The following is a 26,956-nucleotide window of genomic DNA, read 5'->3' on the forward strand; positions in this document are numbered from 1 at the left end:
GGGTCAGTTCGCGTTCTGGTAACGGGCGCTGGTGGCGTGCCACTGTTTGCTGCCGCCCATCCACGCCCACAGACCGGCCAGGTAGCGGCGCAGCTGAGGGGAGCCGGCCGTTGTCAGGACTGCGCAGTCGGCCTCGACGGTGTGCATGAGTTCGTTGTGGATGGCTGCCGTACGGTCGACGGCTTCTTGGAGGGAGCAGCCGTCCTCGGCGGCGATGAGGTTGGGCAGGTTGGTGTCCCCGGGGTCTTCCTTGGCCATCGAATAGAGGTCGTTGAGCAGGACGTTGGCCATGCCCGCGTAGAGGTAGGTGCGGCGCACGGTGGGGTCGGCGAACTCGTGGGCGGGCAGCTCGTAGCCGCCGACCGGGTCGATCAGCACCATGCAGGGGTAGAAGGCGTTTTCGTAGCGGTGCAGGAGGTACTCCCACACCGCGGGCTTGCGCCCGCTGCTGCGCCATTCGGCTTCTTGCCCGTATCCGACGAACATGACGTCGAGTTCGTGGCGCAGACGTGCCACTTGGGTGGTGCTGGCGAACTGGGACAGGTGGGCGAGGCTGGATCGGAAGGCGCGCAGGACGGGCTGTCGTTGAACGAGTTCTTCGAACTGCGCGAGGTAGCGGGCGGGGAGGCGGACGGGGTCGATCACCGCGTGGGCCATCGCGAGGCGGGAGCCCAGGAGCTCCGGTTCCGTGTCGTCGCCCTCGTCGACCCAGTGGTCGTCAACGGACCATTCCGATAGCCCGCAGCGGGCCGCGGCCAGCAGGCGGTCGGGGTCGTCGCAGTCGGGATGCGCGAGCATGAACAGGCGCCCGAACTGGTGTGAGCGCAGGCGTTCGAGGCGGCCGGTGAAGATGCCGATCTCCGCGGCCCAGTCGACCAGACGGTTGTTGACCTCCTCCCCGAGGGCGGGGTCGTCACGCACCGCGTCGGGGCAGTACAGGGGCGGGATCCGCACCGCTGTGTCCTGGCCGGCCGAGGGGTCTTGCGCGGCGGACGGTGGGACTTCGTCCGGTCGGGCGGACTGCGCCGCTCGCGACGCCGTGGACGGGGTGAGGGAGCGGAAGGCGTGCGCGGCGGCCGTGCCCAGCCCCGCGGGGCCGGCCAGCAGGCGATCGAGCGCGACGTGCGAGGGCGGGGCCGGCAGGGCCTGCGCGGTCGTATGGAGTGTCGGGGCGGCGGGGAGGACTGGTGGGTGGGCGGCCGGCGGCCCGTTCCACGTCCACGGGGGGACGCCGGCGCCACTGGTTCGGGTCATGCGAGGAGTGCCTTTCGGACGGGGCGGGTGGGCGCGCCTGCTGGTGGCCGCGCGTGCTGGTGGCCGCGCGTGCTGGTGGCCGCGCGTGCGAGGCATGCGCGGTGTACCTGCGTGGGGCGTCATACGAGGGCGAAGGCCCGAGCGGCCGCGGACGGCGTGCGGCCGGCCGCGCCGGGGCAGCGGGGCGGTTGGGGTGCCTGTCGGCTGCGGTCAGCGCCAGCGGCCGACTTCGACGTTCTCCAGGATGCCGAGAGCGTCGGGGACCAGGATCGCGGCCGAGTAGTAGGCGGTGACGAGGTAGGAGATGATCGCCTGCTCGTCGATGCCCATGAACCGCACCGACAGGCTCGGCTCGATCTCGTCCGGGATCCCCGACTGCCGCAGCCCGATCACGCCCTGGTCGTCTTCACCCGTGCGCATGCACAGGATCGAGGTCGTACGAGCTTCACTGACGGGGATCTTCCCGCACGGATAGATGGGCACACCGCGCCAGGAAGGGATGCGGTGGCCGCCGATGTCCACCGGCTTCATGGGCAGGCCGCGCTTGTTGCACTCACGGCCGAACGCGGCGATGGCCCTCGGGTGGGCGAGGAAGAACTTGTTGCCGCGCCGCCGCGAGAGCAGCTCGTCCATGTCGTCGGGACTGGGCACCCCGTCATGGGGCTGGAGGCGTTGCGCGTAGTCGCAGTTGCTGAGCAGCCCGAACTCCGGGTTGTTGACGAGCTCATGTTCCTGGCGCTCGCGCAGCGCCTCAAGGGTGAGGCGGAGCTGCTGCTCGGTCTGGTTCATCGGATCGTTGTAGAGGTCGGCGACGCGGCTGTGGACTTTCAGGACCGTCTGCGCGACGGAGAGCTCGTACTCGCGCGGCGTGGGCTCGTAGTCGACGAAAGTGTGGGGGATGAGTGGCTCGCCCACGTGTCCGGCCGCGAGGTCGATCGCCGCCTCGCCGTGCCTGTTGGTGCGCTGCTGCGGGAGCGCCGCGACCGTCTCCAGGTGGCTGCGCAGCGACGGGGCGCGTACCGCGAGGTTGTCGACGTCCCCCCTGGACAGCACCAGCAGCGTGCAGGCGGTGGTGGCGCGGAACGTGCACTCCCAGGCAGGCTCCGTTTCGGTCAGACACCGGTCGCCGAAGTAGGCGCCGTCGGCCAGGAATCCCAGAACGGTGTCTCCGCCGTACGGTCCGGTGCCAACTTTGTCGACGCGGCCGTGCGCCAGCAGGAAGACGCGGTCCTTCGCGTCGCCGGCCTGTGCCAGCACCGTGCCCGGCGCGCAGTCGACCTGCTCGCAACGACCGGCCAGCTCGCCCAGCACCGCCTCGTCGCCGTATCCCCTGAGCGCCGGCAGCTCCCCCAGCTCAGCCGGGATGACCGAGACCCGCCCGCCGGTCTGCACGAACGTCACCCGTCCGTCACCCACGGCATGGCTCAGCCGCCGGTTCACCCGGTATGTGCCGCCCTGCACATCCACCCACGGCAGCATCCGCAGCAGCCACCGCGAGGAGGTCTCCTGCATCTGCGGAACGGACTTCGACGTCGTCGCCAGGTTCCGCGCGGCGGACGTCGCAAGACTCTGCTGCTTGGACGCTTGTGCTTGCACGGCTTCCCGGTCGGCTTCAACGGTCATATGTGATCCTCAGCTCTGCTGTAGGTGCCGACTTACCCTCCTTCTTAATCAGTTCGTCTGTCATCACACGAAAGAAGGTGAATGCCCCTTTCCCGTCCGGGGTAGCCAGGCCGCCGTGTCGTTTCTTCGTGCAAATGTCCACATGCGGTCGATCGCTGGCGGCGCCGTGGGTGATCTCGGCGCGGGTGGAGTAGCTGATGGTGAGGACCTCCACGGCGAGGCGGATCTTTGCCCGGAAGTGGATCTGTGGCGGCTGATGCTGGGCCGCGGAGGCACGCACACCGCTGGGCGAGGCCTCGAGCATGCGCGGGTCGTGGTGGCCGTGTTCGGCGGCTACCCGTTGGCGGCTCTCAGCAGGCGGGAGCGTTCAGCACCGCGTCCCGGAGCCCCAGCTGCTCTCGCAGTACGGCGCGCCCTGTGTCTGTCAGAGCGACGACGCGGGTCGTGCCCTTGCGTGTGACCCAGCCGTCGTCGAGGGCATGTTGGAAGAGTGCGGCACCCACCGCGCCCGCCAGGTGCGGGCGCCGTTCCGTCCAGTCGAGGCAGGTTCGGATATGGGCGCGGTTGGACCCGCGGGGACGGTGGTCGTCGATGCCGAGGTCGCGCAGCCAGATCTTGCCCGTCTCGGTGAGCGAAGGTCCGTAGTCCCAGGTCAGCAGGGCTCGCTCGGCCATGGCGTCGGTGATCGCTACGGCGACCGCGCCCGCCAGGTGGTCGTAGCAGGTCCGGGCGTGCGCCAGTGCGCGGCGCCGGTGGGCGTCCGCCAGCGATCGGACCGGGATGGTCTGCAGAGGGGCATGCGATGCCAGGCTTTCGATCATCTCCGCGGTGGCGGGGCCGGAGATGCGCAGATACCGGTGCCGTCCCTGCCGTTCCTCAGCCAGCAGTCCGCCCGCGACCAGTTGATGGAGATGCCCGGTGGCCGTTGAGGGCGCGACCGCGGCGTGCCGGGCCAGCTCGGTCGCGGTCCAGGCGCGTCCGTCGAGCATGGCCAGGCACATCGCTGCGCGGGTGCGGTCGGCCAGCAACCCTGCCAGGAAGGCGAGGTCGGGGCTGGCGACGCTGCCCGCTGTCGGACTCGGGGGCTGGGACTGGCTCATGGCGGCCATTCTGGCCGGTCGATGCTTCGGCGGTCACCGAAGTTTCGGCGCTCTAGCGTGCCGCAACATGAACAGCGCCACGACTCCGACGCCCACCACGGCGGCCACCGACCATCTCCCCCTGTCCCCCAGCGTTCTGTACTTCGGCACCCCCGTCGCCCTGCTGACCACCGCGAACCCCGACGGCACAGCCAACCTCGCCCCGATCTCCTCACTCTGGGCACTCGGCCACACCGTCGTCCTCGGCCTGGGCGCCGAGGGCCGCACCATCGCCAATCTCGCGGACCGCCCGGAACTGGTCATCAATCTTCCCTCGCCCGACCTGTGGGAGGCGGTGGAGCGCCTCGCCCCGCTCACCGGCGCGACCCCGGTACCGGCGACCAAACGAGGCATATACCGCTATGAGCCGGAGAAGTTTGCCGCCGCCGGACTGCATCCCCAGGACTCGGAGGTGGTCGGGCCACCACGCGTCGCCGAGTGCCCGATGCAGCTGGAGGCCACAGTGCGGACCATCACGCCGGCCGGCCCCGAGGGCGGGTTCCGGATCGTGGAATGCGACGTCGTACGAATCCACGCCGCTGCCTCAGTAGTGGTTCCTGGCACCCAGCACATTGACCCCGCGGCCTGGAGTCCGCTGATCTACAACTTCCGGCACTACTTCGGCCTCGGGCGCCCGGAACTCGGTCACGGCTTCCGCTCGGAGACCGCGGGCTCACGGCCGTAGACGCGCCGGCAGCGGTCCAGTCGGGCCGCCATGGCGAGGGGCCGTCCGCGCCGGCGGACGCCTACCTCTGCGGGTACGGGGTGCTGCGGCCGCCTGGCAGGGCGGCCCAGCCGACGGGTCCACGTCAGCAATGCATGATCCGCCGTATCGGCCTACCGTCGGAACATGAGCGAGATCTTCGTAATGTACGAGCTCGATCAGCTGCCTGCAGCGCGATCCTTCACCGGAAGGTCACCGGCAGAGGAGCGGCCAGTCCTGCGCGTGCACGCGGCGAACGCCGCTCCCGGGTCTTCCACCACTCCAGGGCCGCGCACCTTGTGCGGTCAGGACACGTTCGCCATGGAGGCGGCCTCCTGGAAGCCCTCGGAGCATCCCGGTTCATCGTGGTACACACCGAAGTACGCCCGGCTCGTCTGTGCCGAGTGCGATGCCGTGATGGAGGTCTGATGAGCCCTTCAAACGGCTGTGCCTCCCTGCTGGCTGAACACCCTGGGCGGCCTTTGGGTCGGATCAGCTGATCGGCTGACGTGTCTGAGAGCGGACCTTGAGGGTGAGCTCTGCGTACTTCCTTAGGTCGATGTTCTCTGGGCGCTGCTCGTCCAGCTCGGCGCCGGCGAACAACACAGCGGCGGCGGTGCTCCCGTCGGCCCACGCGCAGGCGGGGCTGGTGACCGGCTTGTCGTCCTGGGAGCTCATCACCGCGCAGCTCAGCGTCACGTCGGAGCCTGCCGGGGTGACGTCCTTGGGCGGGGCGAACAGCTCGTTGCCCTCGGACGGTTCCTCGAGGCCCTGCAGCATCTCCCGGCGGACGTATTTCGCCTCCCGGATCTGTCCGTGCAGACCGGTGACGACCAGCGTCTCGGAACCGGACGCCCCGCCGGTGTACGTGGCGAGGGTCGCTGCATGAACCCGAATACGGTGGTCCTGCAGATCCTTGAGGAGCTGCTTCCCCTCCGTCTTTGAGGAGTCCTTGGCCAGCGTGTACTCGCCGTCCAGCAGCGTCTGCGGCACGCTCAGTTGGTGTGTGGCCTTCGGCCAGTCGCCGTCCGCGACCCCGGCGGCGTTCAGCGCGAGGAACAGGCCGTAGCCGAGGCCGCCGAGCAGGACCAAGGAGCTGGCGACGATGCCGACGACCCGACCCGTCCTCTTCTTCGGCTGCGGCGGCGCCCAGGTGCCCGAGAACTGCGGATAGGGCCCAGGCTGACCGTACGGGTGCTGAGGCGGGACGTGATGCGCATACGGCTGCTGCGCGGGCGGACCGTACGGGCCCGGTTGCTGGTGTGGTGGCTGTGACGGCGTGGTCATGGCCATGACGCTACGTCACGCGCACCACCGCCCCGCGGGCACGTCACCTTGGGCTCGGGGCGAGTACCCGGACTGGAGGGCATCCGTTGAACGCACGGCTCACCACGGGCGCGGCGCACCCGCCACCTCCGGTCTGCCTGGGGGCCTACCTGAGCCGCCCTTGGCGCAGGGCGGTCACGAAGTCACCCCAGGCAGGGGACCGGAGAGCGATGCTAGGGCCGTGCGGGTCCTTGGAGTCGCGCACGGCCACGTCCTGGTCGGACGCGGCAACCTCGACGCACTCGGTACCGCTCCCGCCGCTGTATGAGGACTTGATCCAGCGGACGTCTTTCTGATCCATCACAGCTCCCTGCAGACCCGACTCAGGAGCGCGGCTGACGCGTCAATGTCCAGCGCCTGCGCACGCAAGTACTCGAACGCCAACTTATAGCGCTCCAGTTCCTGCGGCTTCTCCATGAAGAGTCCCCCGCCGATGATGTCCACATACACGACGTCGAGTTCGGGTGTGGGTCCACCGAGGATGACGAAGCTTCCGACCGCGGCGGCATGGGCCCCAGCCGCGAACGGCAAAATTTGAACGGTCACTTGCGGCTGGTGAGCCTGCGCTTGCAGGTGCTCTAGTTGCTCCCGCATCACTCCGCGACCGCCGACCATGCGCCGGATGACTGCCTCGTCGATCACGGCCCAGATGTGCGGAGGTTCCTCCCGGTCGAGGAGTTCCTGGCGCTTCATGCGAATGTCGACCATGTGGGCAATCTCTTGATCTGTGCAACGCATCTCGGAAGCGCGGTGTACCGCTTCTGCGTACGCGCGGGTCTGAAGCAGGCCAGGTACGTACATGCAGGAGTAGTGGTCCTCACGTACCACCTCGTCCTCGAGGGTCAGCATGAGGTTCATCGAGTCAGGGATCGGATCGGCAAGAGATCGCCACCAGCCCTGGATCTTCGCGCCCTTGGCCAACTCGACGAGTGTCGCGCGTTCCTGGTCCGAAGCCCCGTACTCGCGGCAGAGCGCATCCACTGCTGGCCACTTGACGGTGCCTTCCTTGGTCTCGTAGCGACTCAAGGTGGCCTTGGAGACGCCAACCAAAGCGCCCGCTTCCTCCAGAGTGAGGCCCTTGCGCTCGCGTAGGCGGCGCAGGTCGGCGCCCAGTTGGCGCCTGCGGGTTGTGGGTCCAACTGCCATGGTCGAGGCCCTTCGTGTCGATCTCCCAGAGCGTGCACGGTGCAGCGCGATGCCGACAAGACAGCGCACGCTGGGGGCGTGCGGAGAGAGGACGTGCTCCCTGAATTACCTTGTGAGAGTTCCATATTGAGAGTTTCACTGTCACCCTGGAGGCATCGGAGCGCTACGGAGCGCAACCACCATCATGGTCGAATGGAGTGGGCACCATGGACGAATGTCGATGCAAGGTCCCAAGGAAGCCGTGGGAGCTGCCGTTCCTGGCGGAGGCTTCGGAGGTTGCGGGACTGCGACGGGTGATGCGATTGCACTTGAGGTTGTGGGGCCTGCCGGATCTCGTCGAGGCTGCGCAGCTCTGCGTAAGTGAGCTGGCCACGAACGTCATCACTCACATCGGCCCTGGCACCCCGGCCACACTCGGCGTCTCGATGTCGGGTACCCATCTTCGACTCGAGATGCGCGACCCTGACTCCGGAGCACTTCCAATGCTCCTGGACCTTGGGCCTGATGCGGAGCGTGGTCGCGGGGTGGGACTTGTGGATGCTCTGACCGATCGCTGGGGCGTGATCATCAGTGACTCAGGCAAGACGACCTGGTGCGAACTCAATACCGGCCTCGCCACGGCTAATGGTCACGCAGGTGGGCGGCGAGTTGCGAAGGTGGAAGAGTTCCTCACGCTCTATGACGTGGGGGAGGAGTCTCGGCATCGGAACGCCACCCCGCTCAGCCTCGCTTTGGCCGAAGAAGCGGCCGTCGGTCTGATTGGCGATGTCCTTCACTGGCTTCGCGCCCATGGCTGCGATCCCGACGAGACGCTGGACCGCGCTCAAATGCACTTTGAAGCAGCGTTGAAGGAAGTCAGCTAAGGTGCGAACCGAAGAGGTCGGTCACCGTGGCGAGACTTCCGCTGATCAATCTCGACTCGTTGCGTATGTCTCGTCTTTTGGCCAGATTGCGAATGCGGCGACCTCGTCTGAGTGGCAGAGCTTGATGAGGTCTGGGCGGGGTTCGGCGGGCAGCAGCAAGGCGATGTTTGGTCGTGGTGCTATATAGCGCCGGTAATCGAATAGTTGACCAATGGCCATGCGGATAGCCTCGCGGGTTACGGTACCCTTCGCCTCGATCAACACGTTGTCTGTGACGTCGAACAGGTCCGTGTAAAGCGGCTTCAGCTCTCCCTCAGGGACGATCTTCTTGCGTCCGACGGTGTGCCCTTGCGATCGCAGGTACCTACGATATGCGGTAACAAGCTTCGCCTCCCGGCGGTCAGCGAACCGGGGCCTGCTGCTCGGGTTGATGGCCATCTGTTCAACGTTGTGCTGCTCGACCTCTACGTCTTCGACGATCGTGGAGCTTGCCGGAGTGAACGGAAGCTCGGCGTCAGATGAGGCTGAGTCAACGGGGCGGAGCCTGAACATGATGACGCTACGGATCTCGCCGTCCGTATCCGGAGCGTCTGTGGTGTACCACGGGCGCTCAGGGTCGAGGGTGAACTGTCCAAGGTGTGCGACGACGCCGCTTGTCACGGACCTGAAGACATGGAGAGAACGATTCTTCTCAACATGTTTGAGGACGGCCAGATTGCCACGAACCATTTGTTGGTCGCCCTGCTGACCTTCACCGCAGTAGTGGTAGCAGCCATCGGCGCCCCAGCCGTCGAAATAGCCGTGCTGGTGGCCCCGAGATGGGTCGGTGAACAGCATGACGTGAGGTGCCGTCCCTGATGGGCTGATGCCGCCCTGCCAACTCCCGCCGTAGCGCGTGTGGATCTCTCGCCGCTTGAGCACTGCGCCGACTGCTATGTCCAACTCGGGCCTCCTAGAATCCGCTCCCCATCAGTTCTAACAGCAACCACCGGCAGACATTGGACTGTTTGGTTTGGCCGCGATCACGATTGAGCGGAGTTCCAACGGCTCAGCTCTGAACCGGCCCGCCGTGGCAATCCCTGTATGCCACCCCCGACCCGCACCAGCAAGCCGCCCCCTTCGCCGGCGGCCACGCCACCGCCCTCCCCCTCGCCGCAAGCGTCGTCGCGTACTGCGGCAGCAGGTCCGCGTTCGCCGGTGATGACTGCTCCGAGGCTGCGAACGCCTCGTACGACGGGACCGTCCCCGTCACGATGCCCAGATTCTCCGTGCCCGTGGAGGACAGGTCCCGCAGCGACGCCTCGAGGTCCGTCAGATGGGCCGTGTGCGTCGGGTATTCCGATTCCAACTCCGGGTAGGCCGCCAGGAGTTCGTCCAGTTCGGACTCGGGCCAGTGGAGGACCGCCACCGGGAACGGGCGGGACAACGCCGAGCGGAACGAGCCCAGTTCGGAGCGGAGGCGGGCGATTTCGGCCTGGAGTTCTGCCGGGTTGTCCGAGCCGAGGGCCCACAGGCGCTTCGGGTCGTGGAGTTCGTCCAGGGTGACGTCCGTCGTGTGGGACGCGTGGACCATGTCGGCCAGGGCGTCCCGGTCGTCGTGGGGCAGGCCCAGGAGGCGGCGGACGCGGTGGCGGCCCGTGAGGAGGGACCGGGTGGCGTACGGGACCTCGTCGTCGTCCCCCGGGAGGAGCAGGGTCAGGGCCGTGGTGAAGCAGTCGTGGGACGCCTCGAGCTCGTCGTGGGACTCCAGCGTCTCGGCGATGATCTCCCACGGCAGGGGGTCTGCCGGGGCCGCCGTGCGGATGCCGTTGATCAGGGCGCGGGCCTCTGCCTCGTGGCCGTACTCCCAGAGGTTCGCCGCCTGGAGGGCCTTGATCAACAGGGGGTGTTCGGGGGTCGCCGAGAGGAGGCGGTCGTAGAGGGTGGAGGCGTGTTCGCGGTCGCCCGCCAGTTCCAGGTGGGCCGCGGCTTGGAGGAGCAGCGGCTCGTGGTCCTCGGGGTACTGCGCAGCGGTACGCAGCAGGCGCTCGGCTTCGGCGATGTGATCGGCAGGCGTGTCGGGGCGCATGGGGGACACCGTACTGCTGTACGGCGGTTCGGCGGGGTGAGCCTGATCTCTTGAGTACGTTGCCTGCGCCTGGTGACTTGGGCGGTCAGCCCCTATCTTGCGTCCGTGCGGCAGCGGATACGGGTCGTGGTGCAGGGGCGCAGCTCGCGGAGGCGGCCCACGCTCGCCCATGGGCTGTGGGGCGCGGCCGAGGTGACTGTCACCCTCGGCGTCGTCGTGCTCCTCCTTGTCGTACACCAGCTGTGGTGGACCAACCGGCAGGCCCGGCAGGATGCCGAGCACAAGGTGCAGGCCATGGAGCGGGAGTGGGAGGCGCCTGCTGCCGGGTTGCCCGGGCCGGTGGAGTCGCCGCCCGCGCCCGAGCCGGCCGCGGGCGGCAACGAGGCCAGTGAGAGCCGCGACCGGCCCGCCGCGCAGCACTCCGCTCCCCGCTGGGACCAGGCGTACGCCATCCTCCGCATCCCCCGCCTCGGCGTCGTCGCCCCCGTCGCGCAGGGGATCGGGAAGACGGGAATCCTCGACAAGGGCTACGTCGGGCACTACCCCGGGACCGCGCAGCCCGGCGAGGCCGGGAACTTCGCCGTCGCCGGGCATCGCAACACCCACGGCGAGCCCTTCCGTCACATCAACCGGCTGCGGGGCGGGGACGAGGTGCAGGTGGAGACGAGGGAGGGGGTGTATCTGTATGTGATCGACGCCTCGCTGGCGCAGACCTCTTCCCGCGATACGGGGGTCATCGCCCGCGTACCGCGCAGCCTCGTCAAACCCTCCGCCGGGTACGGCGAGCCCGGCTACTACCTGACCCTCACGACCTGCACGCCCGAGTTCAGCTCGAAGTACCGGCTTGTCGTCTGGGGCAAGCTCAGATCCATGCGGCCGCGCTAAGCTCTGCTGAGTCGAACCACAGACGTGAGGAGAGGAGGCGGGCATGGACAGGCTCAGGCCTATGCAGCTGCTGCGTCCCGCCGCGCTTCTGTTCCTCCTTCTCGTCGAAGTCCTGATCATCGACGGCGGCAGCCTCTCCGCCGCCCTCGCGCTCGCCGCGACCGCCACCGCCGCGGCCGGGTCGGCGCTCGTTTTCTGCGCCGTCATCAGCGCGCGTTGCGCGCCCGCCGTGCCGCGCACCCGGGTCCGTACCGCCATCCGCGACCGTGAGCAGCGCACCGCGTTCCTGCCGCAGCGCGATCCCGATGCGAAGGGGCGCACCAGGCCCCGAGCGCCCGGCCGTGCCCTCCTGACGGCCGCGTAGGGGAAACCGCACTTCTCGTACACACCCCTTCTCGTACACACCCCTCGCGGGTCGTCATGCCGATATGTCCTTCTTCCGGCACGACGAGACCCTCGGAGGGCTCACCCATGTCGATCTTCGCCAGCCTGGTCGCGCATCTCGCGGACCTCCTGCAGCCGCTGTTCCACACGTCCGCCACCGCCGCCGCGATCGTCGTCTTCACCGCGCTCGTACGGCTCGCCGTCCACCCCCTCTCGCGGGCCGCCGCCCGCGGCCAGAAGGCCAAGGCCAGGCTCTCGCCGCAGATCGCCGAGCTGCGCACGAAGCACGCCGAGAATCCCGAGCGCATGCAGAAGGCGGTCATGGAGCTGCATGCCAAGGAGCAGGTCTCGCCGCTGTCCGGCTGCCTGCCGAGTCTGCTGCAGCTGCCGGCGTTCTTCCTGATGTACCACCTGTTCTCCAGCTCGCGGATCGGTGGCGAGCCGAACGGTCTGCTCACGCACACCCTCTTCGCCGCGCCGCTCGGCGACCGCTGGACCGACGCCCTCGCGCACGGCGGGTTCTTCGGCGGGGCGGGGACGGTGTACGCGGTGCTCTTCGCGGTTGTCGTGGCCGTGGCGACGTTCAACTACCGGCGTACGAAGCGGCAGATGGCGGCCACGCCGCTGCCCCAGGCAGGCACGCCGGGGATGGGTGCGATGACGAAGATCATGCCGCTGCTCTCCTTCGCCACGCTCTTCACCGTGGCCGTGGTGCCGCTCGCCGCCGCGCTCTACGTCGTCACCACCACGACCTGGACGGCTGTCGAGCGCGCGTTCCTGTATCGGGACATGCCGACCGCGGGCGCGCTTGCTACTGCCGCGTAAAGGTCCAGGTTGTGAACGGGGTCTTGCGGAGTGGTCCGATGTCTTGGAGGATCAGCCAATCCTCCGATCCTCCCGATGGCCGCTACCCATCGACTGGGCTCGCACTCGACCAGGGGAGACAGACCATGAAGCTGCTGCGTGTCGGCACGGCGGGCGCCGAGCGACCGGCCCTGCTCGACCAGGACGGGACGACGTTGCGCGACTTGTCCGGCCTTGTCGCGGACATCGACGGGGAGCTGCTCGCCGACGCCTCCGCCCTCGCCCGGATACGGGCCGCGGCGGACGCCGGCGAGCTGCCCGTACTGGAGGCCGACGGTCTGCGGACCGGGCCGCCGCTCGCCCGTATCGGCAAGGTCGTGTGCATCGGGCTGAACTACCACGACCACGCGGCCGAGACGGGCGCGGATACACCGGCCGAGCCGGTCGTCTTCTTCAAGGCGGCGGACACGGTGGTCGGGCCGTACGACACCGTGCTCGTGCCGCGCCGCAGCCGCAAGACCGACTGGGAGGTCGAGCTCGCGGTGGTCATCGGGCGTACGGCCCGCTACGTGGAGGACGACGAGGATCCGCTGGCGTATGTGGCGGGGTACGCGGTCTCGCACGACGTCTCGGAGCGGGAGTTCCAGATCGAGCGCGGCGGCACCTGGGACAAGGGCAAGAACTGCGAGACCTTCAACCCGCTGGGCCCGTGGCTGGTGACGGCGGACGAGGTGCCGGACCCGCAGGCGCTGAGCCTGAAGCTGTGGGTGAACGGCGAGCTCAAGCAGAACGGCACGACGGCGGACCAGATCTTCCCGGTGGCCGAAGTCGTGCGCTACGTCAGCCAGTTCATGACGCTGTATCCCGGTGATGTGATCAACACGGGGACACCGGCGGGGGTGGCGCTGGGGCGGCCCGAGCCGAAGCCGTTCCTGCGGGCAGGGGATGTGGTGGAGCTGGAGGTCGACGGGCTCGGGCGGCAGCGCCAGGAGCTGGGGGACGCGTAACTCGCCTCGCTTAACGCGCGTTGTACGCCGCGCGTGGGTGAAGTGGTGCGGTCCGCCTCCTGACGGGTGGGCCGCACCCTTCGTTTCCCGGGACACGCATTGGGATTCCAATGGCTCCCCGTCTGAACCCTATTGGCTGGCCATGGGGTACGCGTCATACGGTTCGCGGCATGAAGACCGAGAACCGCCGGGTCGAGATACCCGTACCCGACGAACTCCCGCACCCCACCGTCATGGCTGCCTATGTCGCCCGCCCCGACGCACCGGGCGTTTTCCCCGGAGTGGTGGTCGCCCCCGAGCTCTTCGGTGTGAACGGGCACATCGAGGAGGTCACCCGCCGCATCGCCGCGCTCGGGTATGTAGCCGTCGCCCCCGACTTCCACCATCGCACCGAGCCCGGCGCCGCCCTCCCGTACGGGGACGAGGGCCGGGCGCGCGGATTCGAACTCATCGACCGGCTCACCCGGGACGGGGTGGTGCGCGATGTGGCCGCCGCGATGGCGTATCTGCGTGAGCACGAGAGCACCACCGCGCGCACCGGCATGGTCGGCTTCAGCGTCGGCGGGCACTTCGCCTTCATCGCCGCCGCCCGGCTGGACCTCGCGGTCACCGCCGCCTTCTACCCGGGCTGGCTGACCAGCACCGACATCCCCGTCAGCCGGCCCGAGCCGTCGCTCGGTCTTGCCTCCGGGATCAAGGGGCGGCTGCTGATCCTGGTGGGCGGCGCGGACCATGCGGTAACGGGCGGCCAAGTGGAGCAGATCGGGGGCGAGTTGACAGCCGCGGGTGTACGGCACGAGCTCGTCGTGTATCCCGACACGCCGCACGGCTTCTTCTGCGACGAGCGCGACACATACCGGCCCGAGGCCGCCGAGGACTCCTGGCGGCGGGTGACGGACCTGCTCAGTGATCTGCGGTGAACCGCTCCAGCGCCTCGACCACCATCGCGTGGTCCTCGAGCTGAGCGAGGCCCGAGACCGTGATGGTGCCGACGACGCCCACGGCCTTGATCCTGATCGGGAACGAGCCGCCGTGCGCCGCGTACGTGTCCGGGTCGAGACGCGAGTCCGTCTCGAACGTCCTGCCCTTGACCCGGAAGCGGCTGCCGACGAGGAGCGAGCTCTCGCCGTAGCGCTCGACGACCCGGCGCTTGAGGTCGATCCAGGCGTCGTTGTCCGCGCTCGAACCCGGCAGCGCGCAGTGGAAGAGCTGCTGCGGCCCGCGGTGGATGCCGATCGCGACGGGAGCCTCGCGCAGCCGGGCCATCTCGACCAGCATGCTGCCCAGCGCCCACGCGTCGTCATGCGTGAACCGGCGCAGCGTCAGGCGGGCTTCCTGCGCTTCGAGTTCCGCGATCTCGGGGCCGGCCGGGGCGCTCACAGCGACACCGTGATTCCCTCGCGGGCGGACCGGCGGGCCGCCTCCAGGACGTCGAGCGTGGCCGCGGCCTCGTGGGCGGTGACCGGGTTCTCGCCGGTCCCGCGCAGGGCGGCGGCGATCGCCTCGTAGTACGCCGGGTAGTCGCCCGGCACCGTCTCGACCGGGCGGCCCCCGCCGGTCAGCGGGGACTCCCCGGCGCCGATCCGGCCCCACAGCGACTCGGGCTCGACGCCCCAGCTCTCGCCGGTCCGGTCGGTCCGGCCGGCCTTGCCCGTCCGGTCGGGGGACGGGCGCTTGCCGTCGCGCAGGGCGGCTTCCTGCGGGTCGAGTCCGTACTTCACGTATCCGGCGGTGGAGCCCAGCACCCGCAAGCGCGGGCCGAGTTGTGCGGTTACGGCGCTGACGTACAGGTGCGAGCGGACGCCGCTCGCGTGCGTGAGCGCGAAGAAGGTGTCGTCGTCGGCCTCGGCGCCCGGGCGGCGTACGTCCGACTCGGCGTAGACCTGTACGGCCGGGCCGAACAGCGTCAGCGCCTGGTCGACGACATGGCTGCCCAGGTCGAACAGCAGGCCGCCGATCTCCTGCGGGTCGCCCGACTCGCGCCAGCCGCCCTTGAGTTGCGGCCGCCATCGCTCGAAGCGGGACTCGAAGCGCAGTACGTCACCGAGCTCGCCGTCCGCGATGAGCCGGCGGACGGTGAGGAAGTCGTTGTCCCAGCGGCGGTTCTGGAAGACCGAGAGCAGCAGCCCGTGCTCCTCGGCGAGGGCGGCGAGCTCGCGTGCCTCGGCCGCGGTGCCCGCGATCGGCTTGTCCACGACGACCGGGAGGCCGGCCTTGAGTGCGGCGGTGGCGATCGGGACATGAGTCTTGTTGGGGGAGGCGATCACGATGAGATCGAGCTCGTCGGCGCGGGGCCAGAGCTCGTCGGGCGTGGCCGCGAGGCGTACGTCGGGGAACTCGGCGCGGGCCTGCTCCTGCCGCTCCGGGTTGGAGGTGACGACGGTGTCGAGGGCGAGGCCCTTTGTGGCGGCGATCAGCGGGGCATGAAAGACGGAGCCCGCGAGGCCGTAGCCGACGAGTCCGACGCGGAGGGGAGTGCGGGTGCCGGTGCCAGTCATGCACTCCACTTAAGCAACGGTGTTGCCAAAGTGCAAGCGCAGAGGAGAATGGGGCGTGTGAAGGCAAGCATTGGCGGGGCGACCGGGAGGAGCGGGGTGGCCGGCGAGACGAGGGCGACGAGGGTGGCAGGGGCGAATCCTGCGGCTCTGCGCAGCCATAACGCTGCGCTGGTGCTGGATCTGCTGCGTACGGCGGGGGAGGGCGGCATCAGCCGGCTCGAGCTTGCCGGGCGCACCGGGCTGACTCCGCAGGCGGTCAGCAAGATCACGGCGCGGCTGCGGGAGGAGGGCCTGGTGGCGGACGCGGGCCGCCGCGCCTCGACCGGCGGGCGGCCGGGCACGGCGCTGCGACTGGTGCCGTCGGCGGGCCATGCGGTGGGGCTGCACCTGGACCGGGACGAGCTGACGGTGATGCTGGTGGACCTGGCCGGGGCGGTCGTGGGCGTCCGGGTTGCTCCGCTGGACCTTGGCGCGGGGGTCGGGTTTGTGGTGGAGGGGGTGGCGCGGGAGGTGGACGCGCTGCTGTCGGGGCAGGGGGAGTCTGGCCCCACGCCGCCCTCCCCCGGAGCTTCGCCTGGGAGACACCCCCATCCCGAAACCGGGGCTCCGCCCCGGACCCCTTCCGGGACAGGGGCTTCGTCCCAGGCCCCGGCGGGAGGTCAGGCCACGGGGCCTGACGCGCTCGCCCCGCGCGTACTCGGTGTGGGGGTCGCCATGCCCGGGCCCCTCGATCACTCCTCCGGCGTCACGCACCGCGTCACCGGGTTTCCCGAGTGGGACGGATATCCCCTCCGGGACGCGCTCGCCGCGCGGCTCGGGCTGCCCGTCGCGCTCGACAAGGACACCAATGCCGCCGCCCTCGGGCTTGCCCTGCGTGGCAGTGGGGACTCGTTCGCGTATCTGCATCTGGGGACGGGGCTCGGCGCCGGGCTGGTGCTCGGTGGGGTGCTCTACCGAGGTGCCCGCACCGGCGCCGGTGAGTTCGGGCATCAGGTCATTCAGCTCGACGGGCCCAAGTGCAGCTGCGGCAGGCGGGGCTGTATCGAGGCGCTCTGCCTCGCGGCCGTCGGAGATGGCGACATCGAGGGTGCCGCCCGTGTCCTCGGCACAGGCGCCGCGAATCTCGTCGAGTTGCTCGACATCGACCGGGTGCTGCTCGGCGGACGGGTCGTCGCCGCGGACGCCGAACCCTTCGTACGGGGAGTCGGCGAGCGTGTCCGCATCCCGGTCTCTCTCGCCGACGGCGGGGCGAACGTCGTCGCCGAGGGCGCCGCGCAGCTTGTCCTCGCGCCCCTGTTCGGGCGGACTGAAAATACGCTGATAGGGCGGAGTTCCGCGGCGGATCGGCAGTAGGACGGGCGTGGCGCCGCGTACGGCCGCGCGCGCGTGGCAGGTTCTCGAGGACGCAGCCGAGCCGTCCGAGCAGCAAAGGTCCCCCATGCGACGCCGCAATGCCCTCGCCCGCAATGCCCTCGCAGTCGGAGTCACCGCAGCCACGATCGCGCCCGCGGCGCTCACCGGACCGGCGGCGACGGCGGCCACGGTGACTGCCCACGCCGCCGCGGACACCATCGCCAGGCCCGCGGCCGGACCGGCGAACGCGAAGGCGGCCACCGCGCCGGCGCCCAACGCGGCCGGACCGGCGGCCCCCGCCCCGACGCTCCACGCGGCCGCAACCAGGTCGACCGCCCCGACGCCAATCCCCTCGCCGCCCCGGGAGCGACAGCCCGTATGTGGCCAGGCCGCCAGCTCCGACTTCCCCATCGACACCCGCATTCACGGCGGCCCCACCGTCCACCGCCCCGGCGGCGGCTACGAGGAGTGGTCCGTCGATCTCGCCAACACCACCGACCAGATCTGCCGCAACATCTATCCGGTGATCGTCTTCACCGGCCGCGACCCCGGTCTCACCCCGCCTCGGGTCACCCTGGAGTTCTACGACACACAGGGGGACCGCTGGCGTCCCGCCACCCTGGAGACCACCGCCGAGGACGAGCTCGTCGGCGTACTCGACGACAGCGGCGGCGAGCGCAGAGGCGGCCGCTTCCCCGGCTTCGTCGTTCCCGCCCGCGCGGCCGTCACCGTCACCGTCCGGCTCGCGCTTGCCGCCGACACCCCGCCCAACCAGGTCACCGTCAACGCCGCGATCGTCCAGCGGCACGGCGACGACGGCGACTGGATCGGGGAGTCAGGCGACTACCGCTTCGCCGTACTCGACGACGAGGGTCCCGGCGCCGCCGTCACCCTCGAAGAGCTCGCCACCACCGGCACCGGCTCCCTGATCCGCCTCGGCGTCGCCTTCGGCGCGGTCCTGCTGGGCGGCGGGGCCCTGGTGCTCGCGTCCCGGCGGCTGCGAACGGGGCGGCGCTGATCGTTCACGTACGTCTGCGACCATCCCCTGGTGGACTACCCGAACGACCAGGCGCCCGGCGCCCCTGTCCGCTCCGGCATCCCGGAGCACGGACGCATCCCCAAGTACTACGCCGTCAAGGCCCGTATCTCGCTCCTGATCGAGGAGTTGGGCGAGGGGGGACTGCTGCCCACCGAGCGCGATCTCGCCGTACGGTACGAGGTCTCGCGCGAGACTGTCCGCCAGGCGCTGCGGGAACTCCTGCTGGAGGGGCGACTGCGCCGGCAGGGGCGCGGCACGGTCGTCGCGGGGCCCAAGCTGGAGCAGCCGCTCTCACTCGCCAGCTACACCGAGGGCGTACGCCGCCAGGGGAGCCGGCCCGGCCGCACCCTGATCAGCCTCGACAGGTTCCCCTGCTCCGACGCGCTGGCCCCGGAGATCGGCGCGGAGCGCGGCGAGAGCGTCTGGCACATGGAACGGGTGCTGCTCGCGGACGACGAACGCGTCGGCCTGGAGAGTACGTACGTCTCGGTGGCCCGCGTGCCACGTCTGGACGCCGACTTCGATCCCGACTCCTCCTTCTACGCCTATCTGCGCGAGCGGCTCGGCATCGGTTTCGGCGACGCGGACGAGCGGATCGAGACAGTGCTCGCCACCCCGCGCGAGGCGCTGCTGATCGGCACGCCGCCCGCCCTGCCGATGCTGCTGCTCCACCGCCTCTCACGGGACACGTCGGGCCGCCCGCTGGAGCGTGTGCGCACCCTCTACCGCGGCGACCGCTTCAGCTTCACGACGCATCTGGCCAAGTAAGGCAAAGCTCGGCCTCGGTGACCGCACCGGCAGTCAGCGCATGGGTCGATGCGTGATCGACCGGGTCAAGGTCACGGCTTCCTGACTAGGCTGAGGGCGTCGTCGCCACAGCGTTGTCGCGGCGCGCCCAGCACACCGCGTACGGCAGGAGTCCGCCCCCATGGCAGAGCGCAAGCCGATCGAATCCTGGCTCACCGACATGGACGGTGTCCTTATCCACGAGGGCGTACCGATCCCGGGCGCCGACGCCTTCATCAAGAGGCTCCGGGAGGCCGAGAGGCCCTTTCTGGTGCTGACCAACAACTCCATCTACACCGCACGCGACCTGCACGCCCGGCTGGCCCGGATGGGGCTCGACGTGCCCGTGGAGAACATCTGGACCTCGGCGCTCGCCACCGCCCGGTTCCTGGACGACCAGCGCCCGGGCGGCACGGCGTACGTCATCGGCGAGGCCGGTCTCACCACCGCCCTGCACGACATCGGCTATGTCCTCACCGACCACGAGCCGGACTATGTCGTCCTGGGTGAGACCCGTACGTACAGCTTCGAGTCGCTGACCAAGGCCATCCGGCTGATCAACGCGGGAGCGCGGTTCATCTGCACCAACCCGGACGAGACCGGTCCAAGCCCGGAGGGCCCGCTGCCCGCCACCGGCTCGGTGGCCGCGCTGATCACCAAGGCGACCGGCAAGGACCCGTACTTCGCGGGCAAGCCGAACCCGCTGATGATGCGGACCGGGCTGAACGCCATCGGGGCGCACTCCGAGACCAGCGCGATGATCGGGGACCGGATGGACACGGACGTGCTGGCGGGGCTCGAGGCGGGAATGGAGACGTTCCTGGTGCTCACTGGTCTGACGACGCCCGTGGATGTCGACAGGTACCCGTTCCGCCCGTCCAAGGTCGTCGACTCGATCGCCGACCTCGTCGACCGCGTCTGACTCGCCGCGTCTGACTGGCGGCGTCCGAACGCGACCGACCGTGACCGGCCGGGTCTGAGCGGCCGGCCGAGGTCCGGCCGACCTCGTTCGGCTCACCGTATTTGGGCATGTCAGGGGCCCGTACGGACGACCGGGCCGCCCCTGCGGATGCGAAAACGGCCCGCAAGCGTGAATCTTTTGGATATCAGGAGGTTTACGATGCGTGCAGGCTTGATTGCTCTCCGTACCGCAGGGGTGGCTGCCGTACTCGTCCTGGCGCCCGGCGCCACCGGCGCGTACGCCGATGAATCCGTACAGGCCACCCTCGCCCCGGCCGTCCCCGGGGGCGAGGTGGAGATCCGCGTCCTGGGCTGTCAGGGCAAGACCGGGGCCGTCACGTCCCAGGCCTTCGTCGCGGATGCCGAGCTCTCCGGCCAGAAGGGCTCCGAGCTCTTCGCCGAGACGACCGTGAAGTCCAACGTGAACCCCGGTACGTACGACGTCAGCGTCACCTGCGACGGCCATGACCACGCCGCATCGGGCCGCGCCCAGGTCGTACGCAATCTGTCGGCCAAAGCGCCGGCGCGCGAGCCGACGGACCTGCGCACCCCTGTCGCCCCGGTCCGCGCGGGCGGTGGCGGCGCGGCCGCGCTCACCGCCCGCGACGCTCATGGCGCCCACGGCGCGGCGGACCCGGCAGACGCGGGACCGGGCACCGGGCACGCCGTGATGGGCCTCGTCCTCGCTGGCGTGGCAGCACTCGCCGTGGCCTTCCGCAGCTCACGACTCCGCCGGACGGACACGGACTGACATGTCTGCCGCCGATCGCCCGGCGGGTACCGGCCGGCTGCTCGCGGGAGTGGCCTGGGCGGTACTCCTGCTCGGGCTGTGGTTCTGGGGCCGGGAGATCACCGACGGCCCCGGCGGCACCTCCGCGCCCACCACCGGCGACGTGGCGGCCGTCGGGCGGCCGCTGGGGGTCCCCCTGCCACCCGCGCACGATCCGCTGCGGCCCGCGCCGCCGCAGCGTGTGGACATCCCGTCGATAGGGATCACCGCCGCGGTCGTGCCCCGCGGCCTGGACGCCAGTGGCGCGGTCGACCCGCCCCCGTACGCGATGCCGCATACGGTCGGCTGGTTCGGCCGCGGTACGCAGCCGGGAGCGATGGGCACGGCTCTGCTGGTCGGCCACGCCGACACCGAGACCAAACCGGCCGTCTTCTTCGGACTGAGCTCCGCCCGCCCGGGCGACAAGGTCAAGGTGACCAGGGCCGACGGCTCGGTCGCCGAGTTCACCATCGACGACGTCCAGGTCTTCGACCGGGAGCGCTTCGATCCGCACAAGGTATACGGCCCGCGCGAGGACGGCCGGGCGGAGCTGCGGCTGATCACCTGCGGCGGCTCCTTCGACCGGGCGACGCGCACGTACACCGCGAATGTGGTCGTGTCGGCGTATCTGACCGCTGTGCGGAACTGAGTGTGCGAGGACGTCGAAATGCAGAGCGGTCAACGAGCCCGGCCCAGAGGGAGAGAGAGCGGCATCGGGTCGAGTGACTCAGGACGGTTGTGCCAGGATGGATTCGACCGGTCTTGTCCGGGACCGGCCCCCGGGGTGCGGCTCGGACTCAGTGCGCCAAGGGGGAGTGGATGTACGCGAGCCACATCGGGCGTGCCCGGCTGTGCATAGCCGTGACGGGGGCGGCGGTGCTGCTGCTCGGGGGCTGTTCCTCCGACGACGGCAACGACGGTAAACCGGCGGTCAGTCAGCAGCCCAAGGAGTCCGACCCGTACTGGGTCAACCCCGACGGGAGCGCCGCCAAGCAGGTCGCCGCCTATCTGAAGGACGGCGACGACAAGAACGCCGAGCTGCTCAAGAAGATTGCCGGGCAGCCGGTCGGCGAGTGGATCGGCCCCGACAACCCGCAGGACGAGGCCAAGGGTTTCACCGAGGCGGCCGCGAAGGCGGACCGGGACGCGCTGCTGGTGCTCTACAACATCCCGCACCGCGACTGCGGACAGTTCTCCAAGGGCGGTGCCGCCGACGGTGATTCCTACCGTGCCTGGGTCGACAAGGTGGCCAAGGGCATCGGCGACCGGCGGGCCACGGTGATCCTGGAGCCGGACGCGCTACTGCACCTGGTGGACAGCTGCACGCCTCAGGAGTTCCACGAGGAGCGGTACGACCTGCTCAAGGGCGCGGTCGAGCGGCTGAAGCAGCAGCCGAACACCAAGGTGTACGTGGACGCGGGCAATGCGGGGTGGTCGCACCCCGATGCGCTCTTCGAACCGCTCCAGCGGGCGGGTGTCGACAAGGCGGACGGCTTCTCCGTCAATGTCTCCAACTTCTTTGCGACGGCCGCGAGCAAGGACTTCGGCAAGCAGCTCTCCGCGAAGGTCGGCGGCAAGCACTTCGTCGTCGACACCAGCCGCAACGGCAACGGCCCCTACACGGGTGGCGATCCGAAGGAGAACTGGTGCAACCCGCCGGGCCGCGCGCTCGGCGAGGCACCGACCTCCAAGACGGGTGACCCGCTGGTGGACGCGTATCTGTGGGTGAAGCGGCCGGGCGAGTCGGACGGCGAGTGCCGGGGTGGGCCGAAGGCGGGGGAGTGGTGGCCCGAGTACGCGCTCGGCCTGGCGCGCGCGACGAAGTAGTCACGGGGTGCGGGGTGTTGTCGGGGCTCCGCCCTGGGCCCGCGCCTCAATCGCCGGCGGGGCTTGTTTTCGGGGGCTCCGCCCCCGGACCCCCGCGCCTCAATCGCCGGCGGGGCTGGAGTGTGCGGCTGGGCCGCACACTCCAGCCCGTCCGGCGATTGAGGACACGCCCGGAGGGCGTACTGGGGTCCCCTACGCCCGCAGGGGGCGGGTCTGGGGCGCAGCCCGCGCCGCGAAGCGGGCGCGAAGCCCGGGGCGCCGCCCGCAGCGCGCCGCGAAGCTCGCGCTGCGGGGTCCGGGGGCGCAGCCCCGGTTGAGGGAACGGGCGGGGTGGGGAACCGTCAGGGAACCTCGACCCACACGCCCTCGGACGGCGTCCCCTTGTCGTCCGTGACGAACAGCATGTACCAACCGGACGGCACCAACGCCCGGTTCTCCGGCACCGTGACCTCGATGCCGTCCGTCGTCTTCTTCATGTCCAGCGCGATGGAGCGCTGATCCGTGTCCGTGACATGCGTGACGGCGCTCGGCCGCAGCAGCTTCGCCGTCTTCACCGTGCCCTCGGTCTTGACCTTGAACGTGCCCGATTCCCCGCGCTCGATGGCCTTCGGACCGCCGCTCACCACCGGCTTGGAGTCCCGGTAGAGATACGGCGGGGTGTAGATCTCGATGCGCTGCTCGAAGACGCCCGGCTTGGTGTTGGCGGCGTCCGCGAAGAGCGAGTCCGAGCCGAAGATCATGACCCGCCCGTCGGGGAGCAGTACCGAGCCCGAGTGGTAGTTGCGCCCCACCCGTGGGTCGGCGACCCGCTTGTACGTTCCCGTCTTCGGGTCGTACGTACGCGCCTGGAGGACATTGGAGCCGCCGCGCCCGCGGTAGTCCGAGGAGCCGCCGGTGACCAGGACCGAGTCGTCCGGCAGCAGCGACGCGCTCGGGTAGCGCGTGCCCTTCTCCAGGGAAGCGCCGTCCTTGAAGCGGGGGTTGGGCTGCTTGAGGTCCACCAGACGGGACTTCTCGCTGGCCTTCTCGGACTCGCCGACCCCGCCGCCGCCGATCACCATGAACCGCTGGTCCTGGGCGGGCGGCAGCATGACGGTCGCGGAGGTCTCCATCCTGTCGGGGTCGCTCAGGCCGGGGATCTTGTCGAACTTGTTCGTCTTCAGATCCCAGACGCCCGGGTCACGACCGACGTCGGCAGGTCCGTACCCGGCGTTGGAGCCGGAGTAGAAGAGCTTGCCGTTGTCCATCAGGAAGATCGCCGGGTAGGTGGGGAACTTCCGGATGATCCCGGTGTACTTCCACGTCTTGGTCTTCGGGTCGTAGATCTCGTCCTTGCCGGGGACGATCTGGCCGATCTCGTCCAGGCCGGAGAGCGCGAGGACCTTGCCGTTCTTGAGGGTGGTCAGCGTCGGGTACCAGCGGGCCTCGTTCATCGGGTCGACGGTGATGTACTTCTCCGCCACCGGGTCGAACTCGTAGGCCTCCTTGATGCCCTGGAAGTCCTTCTTGTCGAGTGCGAGCTTCTGCGCGATGCCGTAGACATTGCGGGCGTCGGAGCCCGTGAGGCCCTGCACCCGGTAGTTGTCCTCGGTGCCGGTCTCGTGCTCCTTGCCGGACTCCTCGGCCTCGACATAGATCCGGCCGAGGCCGGGGTCGTTGCGCAGGAACTTGCCGGTCGCCTTGTCGAAGACCTTGGTCGCCTTCTCCACCAGGACCGGGTCCTTGGAGACGAACGTTTTTCCATTCTCCTTGCCGGTGAACTTGGTGCCTGCGGGCAGCGTCTTGGGCTCGTCCGGGTCCTCGTTGTGCACGACCATCAGGCCGCCGGCCTTGGTGGTGTCGCCCTTGAGCTTCTCGTACCGCTTGGTGCCGCCCGCGATCAGCAGCTTCCCGTCGGGCAGCTGGGTGTGCCCGGCGCAGAACATGTCCTTCGGCGTGGGGATCTTCTTGAAGTCGTTGGTCTTCGGATCCCACAGCACCGACTCGAACTTCTTGGCGTCGAAGTTCTTCTGGTTGTTGCCCGAGCCGGCGACCAGCAGCACCTTGCCGGTGTGCAGCAGCGCGGCATGGATGCTGTTGATCTTGTACTCGTCAGGGACCTTGAGATAGTCCCAGTGGCCGTTCTCGGCCTTGTACTCCGGCTTGTTGATCTTGTACTCGTGGTACTGCTCCGAGCCGAAGCGCCACATGGCGGGGCCGTTGAACCCGGCGACGGCAACGACCACCGCCGCGCCTATCGCTATCCGACGGGCGCGGTTCTTGCGGTAGTTCGGCCGGACGGGCAGCGTGCTCATTTCTTACGTCCCCCAAGGGCGATCTGCATGGTCTGTTCGGCGGTGGCACTGGGCCGCTGCTGCGGCAGATGGGCCGGTGCCTGCTCGGCCGGCGGCTGCCCGCCGCCGTGCCGCTTTCTGCGCTTCTTCTTCTCCGTGCGGATGCCGTGCCGCCAGGCGAAGATCGGCGCCGCCGTGATCAGTAGAGCCAGCGTGGCCCAGGTGATCATCGCGGGATGGCTGTGCCCGTTGAAGAACGAGGCAGCCATCGACCCGCCGAAGACGAGGATGAAGAAGAGATGGATCCGGAAGGTGCCGAAGAGGGTGTCCGGGCTGGACGAGTCGCCCTTGGGGGTCACGACGAACTTGCTCTTACGGCGCAGTACGGCGTCCATCAGCGAGCGTGCGTAGATCGGCGCGGAGAGCGCGGACATCACCATGCCCGCGAGTCCACCGGAGCCCTCGGGCTCGTGCGGCGAGACATTGTGGCGGCGGTTCCAGATGTAGAGGCCGATCTGGAGGGCCGAGGCGTTGCCGTACAGCATCATCCAGATCGCCGGGTCGATCTGCACACCCGATGCGCCCATGCCCAGGAACAGCGCACAGCTCAGCGCTGCCAGAATCCAGTTGAGGGCGGACATCGGGTAGAAGATGATCATCATCGTGTAGTTGAAGAGCTTGCCCGGGGGCAGTGAGGAGAAGCCCTTCCAGTACTGCTTGAGGATCGTCTCGTACGTGCCCCTCGACCAGCGCAGCTGCTGAGTGAAGAAGTCGGTCCAGGCCGAGGGGCCCTCGCCGACGGCCAGCACGTCCGGGGTGTAGACCGAGCGCCACTTGTTTCCGGTCGCGGGGTTCTTGGCCCGGTGCATCTCGAAGCCGGTCGCCATGTCCTCGGTGATCGAGTCGTACAGACCGCCGATCTGCTGGATCGCCTTGATCCGTACGGCGTTGGAGGTGCCGACGAACATCGGCGCGCCGTAGCGGTTGCCCGCGCGCTGGATCAGGGCGTGGAAGAGGAACTGCTGGGACTCGGCGGCCTTGGTGACGAAGGTGTCGTAGTTGCCGTACACCTGCGGGCCTATGACGAAGCCCACGTCCGGGTCGCGGAAGTAACCGAGCATCCGCTCCAGATAGTTGGGCAGCGGCACATGGTCGGTGTCGACGGAGGCGAAGAAGTCGTAGTTGCCGCCGTGCGCCTGGAGCCAGGCGTTGTAGTTGCCGTGCTTCGTCTTGGCCCGGTGCGCGCCCTTGGTCTGGTTCCAGTGCGGAACTCCCTTGCGGGAGAAGTGGTGTACGCCGAGCCGTGCGCACACTTCCTTCACGGCGGGATCGTCGCCCTCGTCGAGGAGCCAGACGTGCATCAGCCCGCGGTGGCGGATCCTGACGGCCGCCTCCAGGGTCTTCGTCACCATCTCCAGGGGCTCCTTGCCCGGGACGAAGGAGGTGAGGAAGGCGACCTTGGTGCCGCTCTCGGGCACCACGGGGACGGGGTCGCGCGCCACGAGCGTGGCGTGCGCGTTCGACAGGACGTTCATCGTGCGGAAGAGCTCGATCAGGCCGATCGAGACGAGCATGACGATGTCGAGGATGAGCAGCGTGTCGTTCTTGAGGTTCGGGTCGCGCTCGGTCCAGTGCTCGGGCTGCATCAGCCAGGCGAACAGGCCGAGGGACACCAGCGGCGCGGCCCCGAGCAGCAGAGCGGCCCGGATGCGGTGCGGCTCCTGCGAGAGCAGGGAGCGGTACTGCACGGTGTACGGCTTGCCCGGGTCGGGCTGGGTGAGGGGGCCGGCGAGGCGGCTGTAATGCTCGTAGTCGTACCGGGGCAGCGCCTTCTTGGGGCGGAGCCGGTGGCCTGCGGTGCGCACGTTCGCCGGTATCCGGAGCTGAGTCGTCCGGGAAGGGTCGTTGGGCTGCCGGGCGCCGTCTGGCGTCGACGTCATGAGTCATCCCCCCGCACGCATGGTGTGTGCGTGTGATGTGGTCGGTCGTTAATCGTCCTGACCGCGGTCCCCCTCGACCTGCTGCCGTGGACACATGAGTGGCGGGCCACCGTCCGTACAGACACGAAACAGTCACCCGTCGGTTGCATCATGCCCGTCACGTGTTCGGTTCGTGAAGGGGCCCCCATCCCCGCGGTGCCGCAACGGGACAATGCCCTGGTACTACCCCCAACTACGCGAAATGGATGCCCCATTGAGGGCATTGGCTTCAGGATAGGTTCTACGACCCCCGCCATGATCGCAAGGGTG

The 26,956-nt window shown here is 69.2% G+C and carries 28 protein-coding genes; 15 read left to right on the forward strand and 13 right to left on the reverse strand.

All coding sequences use genetic code 11. The features are described from left to right. Positions 1-3 precede the first annotated feature (3 nt). From OG729_RS24760 to OG729_RS24775, 4 genes are all read right to left on the reverse strand, one after another. Positions 4-1,254, reverse strand: coding sequence for a family 2 encapsulin nanocompartment cargo protein terpene cyclase (locus OG729_RS24760; protein ID WP_405808123.1), 1,251 nt, complete (start codon positions 1,252-1,254; stop codon positions 4-6). 210 nt (positions 1,255-1,464) lie between these two features. Then, the gene (locus tag OG729_RS24765) at positions 1,465-2,877 is read right to left on the reverse strand and encodes a family 2B encapsulin nanocompartment shell protein (protein WP_405808124.1); all 1,413 of its coding nucleotides are present in this window, start codon (positions 2,875-2,877) and stop codon (positions 1,465-1,467) included. Then, the gene (locus OG729_RS24770) at positions 2,867-3,181 is read right to left on the reverse strand and encodes a hypothetical protein (RefSeq protein WP_405808125.1); all 315 of its coding nucleotides are present in this window, start codon (positions 3,179-3,181) and stop codon (positions 2,867-2,869) included. Before OG729_RS24770 ends, OG729_RS24765 begins: the two co-directional genes overlap by 11 nt. A 46-nt stretch (positions 3,182-3,227) precedes the next feature. Continuing rightward, the gene (locus tag OG729_RS24775) at positions 3,228-3,977 is read right to left on the reverse strand and encodes an ArsR/SmtB family transcription factor (RefSeq protein WP_405808126.1); all 750 of its coding nucleotides are present in this window, start codon (positions 3,975-3,977) and stop codon (positions 3,228-3,230) included. A gap of 67 nt (positions 3,978-4,044) precedes the next feature. Here OG729_RS24775 and OG729_RS24780 point away from each other — a divergent pair, with 67 nt between their 5' ends. Further along, the gene (locus tag OG729_RS24780; RefSeq protein ID WP_405808127.1) at positions 4,045-4,701 is read left to right on the forward strand and encodes a flavin reductase family protein; all 657 of its coding nucleotides are present in this window, start codon (positions 4,045-4,047) and stop codon (positions 4,699-4,701) included. Positions 4,702-4,866: 165 nt separating this feature from the next. Then, entirely contained in the window at positions 4,867-5,148 is a 282-nt protein-coding gene (locus OG729_RS24785; protein WP_405808128.1) for a hypothetical protein, read from the forward strand. 63 nt (positions 5,149-5,211) lie between these two features. Here the strand turns inward: OG729_RS24785 and OG729_RS24790 are convergent, their stop codons facing one another. The 3 genes from OG729_RS24790 to OG729_RS24800 all read right to left on the reverse strand — a co-directional run bounded on the left by OG729_RS24790 (position 5,212) and on the right by OG729_RS24800 (position 7,191). After that, on the reverse strand, positions 5,212-6,006 hold the full coding sequence (locus OG729_RS24790) for a hypothetical protein (RefSeq protein WP_405808129.1): 795 nt from the start codon (positions 6,004-6,006) through the stop codon (positions 5,212-5,214). A 145-nt stretch (positions 6,007-6,151) separates the two neighbouring features. Next, a complete protein-coding gene (locus OG729_RS24795; RefSeq protein ID WP_405808130.1) occupies positions 6,152-6,346 on the reverse strand; it encodes a DUF397 domain-containing protein in 195 nt (64 codons plus the stop codon). After that, positions 6,346-7,191 (reverse strand): helix-turn-helix domain-containing protein, encoded by an 846-nt coding sequence (locus tag OG729_RS24800; protein ID WP_405808131.1) that lies wholly within the window; start codon positions 7,189-7,191, stop codon positions 6,346-6,348. The genes OG729_RS24795 and OG729_RS24800 overlap by 1 nt, the downstream gene beginning before the upstream one ends. A gap of 206 nt (positions 7,192-7,397) precedes the next feature. Between OG729_RS24800 and OG729_RS24805 the strand changes: the two genes are divergently transcribed. Then, positions 7,398-8,054, forward strand: a complete 657-nt coding sequence (locus tag OG729_RS24805; RefSeq protein ID WP_405808132.1) for an ATP-binding protein — start codon at positions 7,398-7,400, stop codon at positions 8,052-8,054. A 45-nt stretch (positions 8,055-8,099) separates the two neighbouring features. On the opposite strand, the gene OG729_RS24810 is transcribed toward OG729_RS24805, so the two are convergent. Further along, entirely contained in the window at positions 8,100-8,996 is an 897-nt protein-coding gene (locus OG729_RS24810; protein ID WP_405808133.1) for a restriction endonuclease, read from the reverse strand. A 106-nt stretch (positions 8,997-9,102) separates the two neighbouring features. After that, a complete protein-coding gene (locus tag OG729_RS24815) occupies positions 9,103-10,122 on the reverse strand; it encodes an SEC-C metal-binding domain-containing protein (RefSeq protein WP_405808134.1) in 1,020 nt (339 codons plus the stop codon). Positions 10,123-10,227: 105 nt separating this feature from the next. On the opposite strand from OG729_RS24815, the gene OG729_RS24820 reads away from it, so the two are divergent. The 5 genes from OG729_RS24820 (at position 10,228) to OG729_RS24840 (ending at position 14,122) form a co-directional block, all read left to right on the forward strand. Then, complete coding sequence (locus OG729_RS24820; protein WP_405808135.1) at positions 10,228-11,007, forward strand: class E sortase; 780 nt, start codon at positions 10,228-10,230, stop codon at positions 11,005-11,007. A 43-nt stretch (positions 11,008-11,050) separates the two neighbouring features. Then, entirely contained in the window at positions 11,051-11,371 is a 321-nt protein-coding gene (locus OG729_RS24825) for a DUF6412 domain-containing protein (RefSeq protein WP_360872601.1), read from the forward strand. 107 nt (positions 11,372-11,478) lie between these two features. Beyond that, positions 11,479-12,216, forward strand: coding sequence for a YidC/Oxa1 family membrane protein insertase (locus tag OG729_RS24830; protein ID WP_405808136.1), 738 nt, complete (start codon positions 11,479-11,481; stop codon positions 12,214-12,216). Between the two features lie 125 nt (positions 12,217-12,341). Continuing rightward, positions 12,342-13,202: a fumarylacetoacetate hydrolase family protein gene (locus tag OG729_RS24835; RefSeq protein WP_360872594.1), complete on the forward strand. Its 861-nt coding sequence runs from the start codon at positions 12,342-12,344 to the stop codon at positions 13,200-13,202. Between the two features lie 170 nt (positions 13,203-13,372). Then, the gene (locus OG729_RS24840) at positions 13,373-14,122 is read left to right on the forward strand and encodes a dienelactone hydrolase family protein (RefSeq protein WP_360872592.1); all 750 of its coding nucleotides are present in this window, start codon (positions 13,373-13,375) and stop codon (positions 14,120-14,122) included. Here OG729_RS24840 and OG729_RS24845 read toward each other — a convergent pair. Together OG729_RS24845 and OG729_RS24850 are read right to left on the reverse strand one after the other, a co-directional pair. Then, complete coding sequence (locus OG729_RS24845; RefSeq protein WP_360872589.1) at positions 14,106-14,582, reverse strand: heme-degrading domain-containing protein; 477 nt, start codon at positions 14,580-14,582, stop codon at positions 14,106-14,108. The genes OG729_RS24840 and OG729_RS24845 overlap by 17 nt on opposite strands. Continuing rightward, positions 14,579-15,700: a Gfo/Idh/MocA family oxidoreductase gene (locus OG729_RS24850; RefSeq protein WP_360872586.1), complete on the reverse strand. Its 1,122-nt coding sequence runs from the start codon at positions 15,698-15,700 to the stop codon at positions 14,579-14,581. Before OG729_RS24850 ends, OG729_RS24845 begins: the two co-directional genes overlap by 4 nt. Positions 15,701-15,748: 48 nt before the next feature. On the opposite strand from OG729_RS24850, the gene OG729_RS24855 reads away from it, so the two are divergent. The 7 genes from OG729_RS24855 (at position 15,749) to OG729_RS24885 (ending at position 22,434) form a co-directional block, all read left to right on the forward strand. Continuing rightward, the gene (locus OG729_RS24855) at positions 15,749-17,053 is read left to right on the forward strand and encodes an ROK family protein (protein ID WP_405808137.1); all 1,305 of its coding nucleotides are present in this window, start codon (positions 15,749-15,751) and stop codon (positions 17,051-17,053) included. 85 nt (positions 17,054-17,138) lie between these two features. After that, complete coding sequence (locus OG729_RS24860) at positions 17,139-18,071, forward strand: hypothetical protein (protein ID WP_405808138.1); 933 nt, start codon at positions 17,139-17,141, stop codon at positions 18,069-18,071. A gap of 30 nt (positions 18,072-18,101) precedes the next feature. After that, positions 18,102-18,860 carry a GntR family transcriptional regulator gene (locus tag OG729_RS24865; RefSeq protein WP_360872580.1) on the forward strand — a complete coding sequence of 253 codons (759 nt, stop codon included), beginning with the start codon at positions 18,102-18,104 and terminating at the stop codon, positions 18,858-18,860. Positions 18,861-19,020: 160 nt separating this feature from the next. Beyond that, a complete protein-coding gene (locus tag OG729_RS24870) occupies positions 19,021-19,800 on the forward strand; it encodes an HAD-IIA family hydrolase (protein ID WP_405808139.1) in 780 nt (259 codons plus the stop codon). Between the two features lie 198 nt (positions 19,801-19,998). Beyond that, positions 19,999-20,589: a hypothetical protein gene (locus OG729_RS24875; protein ID WP_405808140.1), complete on the forward strand. Its 591-nt coding sequence runs from the start codon at positions 19,999-20,001 to the stop codon at positions 20,587-20,589. A gap of 1 nt (position 20,590) precedes the next feature. Further along, positions 20,591-21,256, forward strand: a complete 666-nt coding sequence (locus tag OG729_RS24880) for a class F sortase (protein ID WP_405808141.1) — start codon at positions 20,591-20,593, stop codon at positions 21,254-21,256. Between the two features lie 170 nt (positions 21,257-21,426). Further along, positions 21,427-22,434, forward strand: coding sequence for a glycoside hydrolase family 6 protein (locus OG729_RS24885; protein ID WP_405808142.1), 1,008 nt, complete (start codon positions 21,427-21,429; stop codon positions 22,432-22,434). A gap of 341 nt (positions 22,435-22,775) precedes the next feature. On the opposite strand, the gene OG729_RS24890 is transcribed toward OG729_RS24885, so the two are convergent. After that, complete coding sequence (locus OG729_RS24890; protein ID WP_405808143.1) at positions 22,776-24,728, reverse strand: galactose oxidase-like domain-containing protein; 1,953 nt, start codon at positions 24,726-24,728, stop codon at positions 22,776-22,778. Further along, on the reverse strand, positions 24,725-26,647 hold the full coding sequence (locus tag OG729_RS24895; RefSeq protein WP_405808144.1) for a glycosyltransferase family 2 protein: 1,923 nt from the start codon (positions 26,645-26,647) through the stop codon (positions 24,725-24,727). The genes OG729_RS24890 and OG729_RS24895 overlap by 4 nt, the downstream gene beginning before the upstream one ends. Positions 26,648-26,956 lie beyond the last annotated feature (309 nt).

The organism is Streptomyces sp. NBC_00210 (genome assembly GCF_045160975.1).
Lineage (GTDB): Bacteria > Actinomycetota > Actinomycetes > Streptomycetales > Streptomycetaceae > Streptomyces.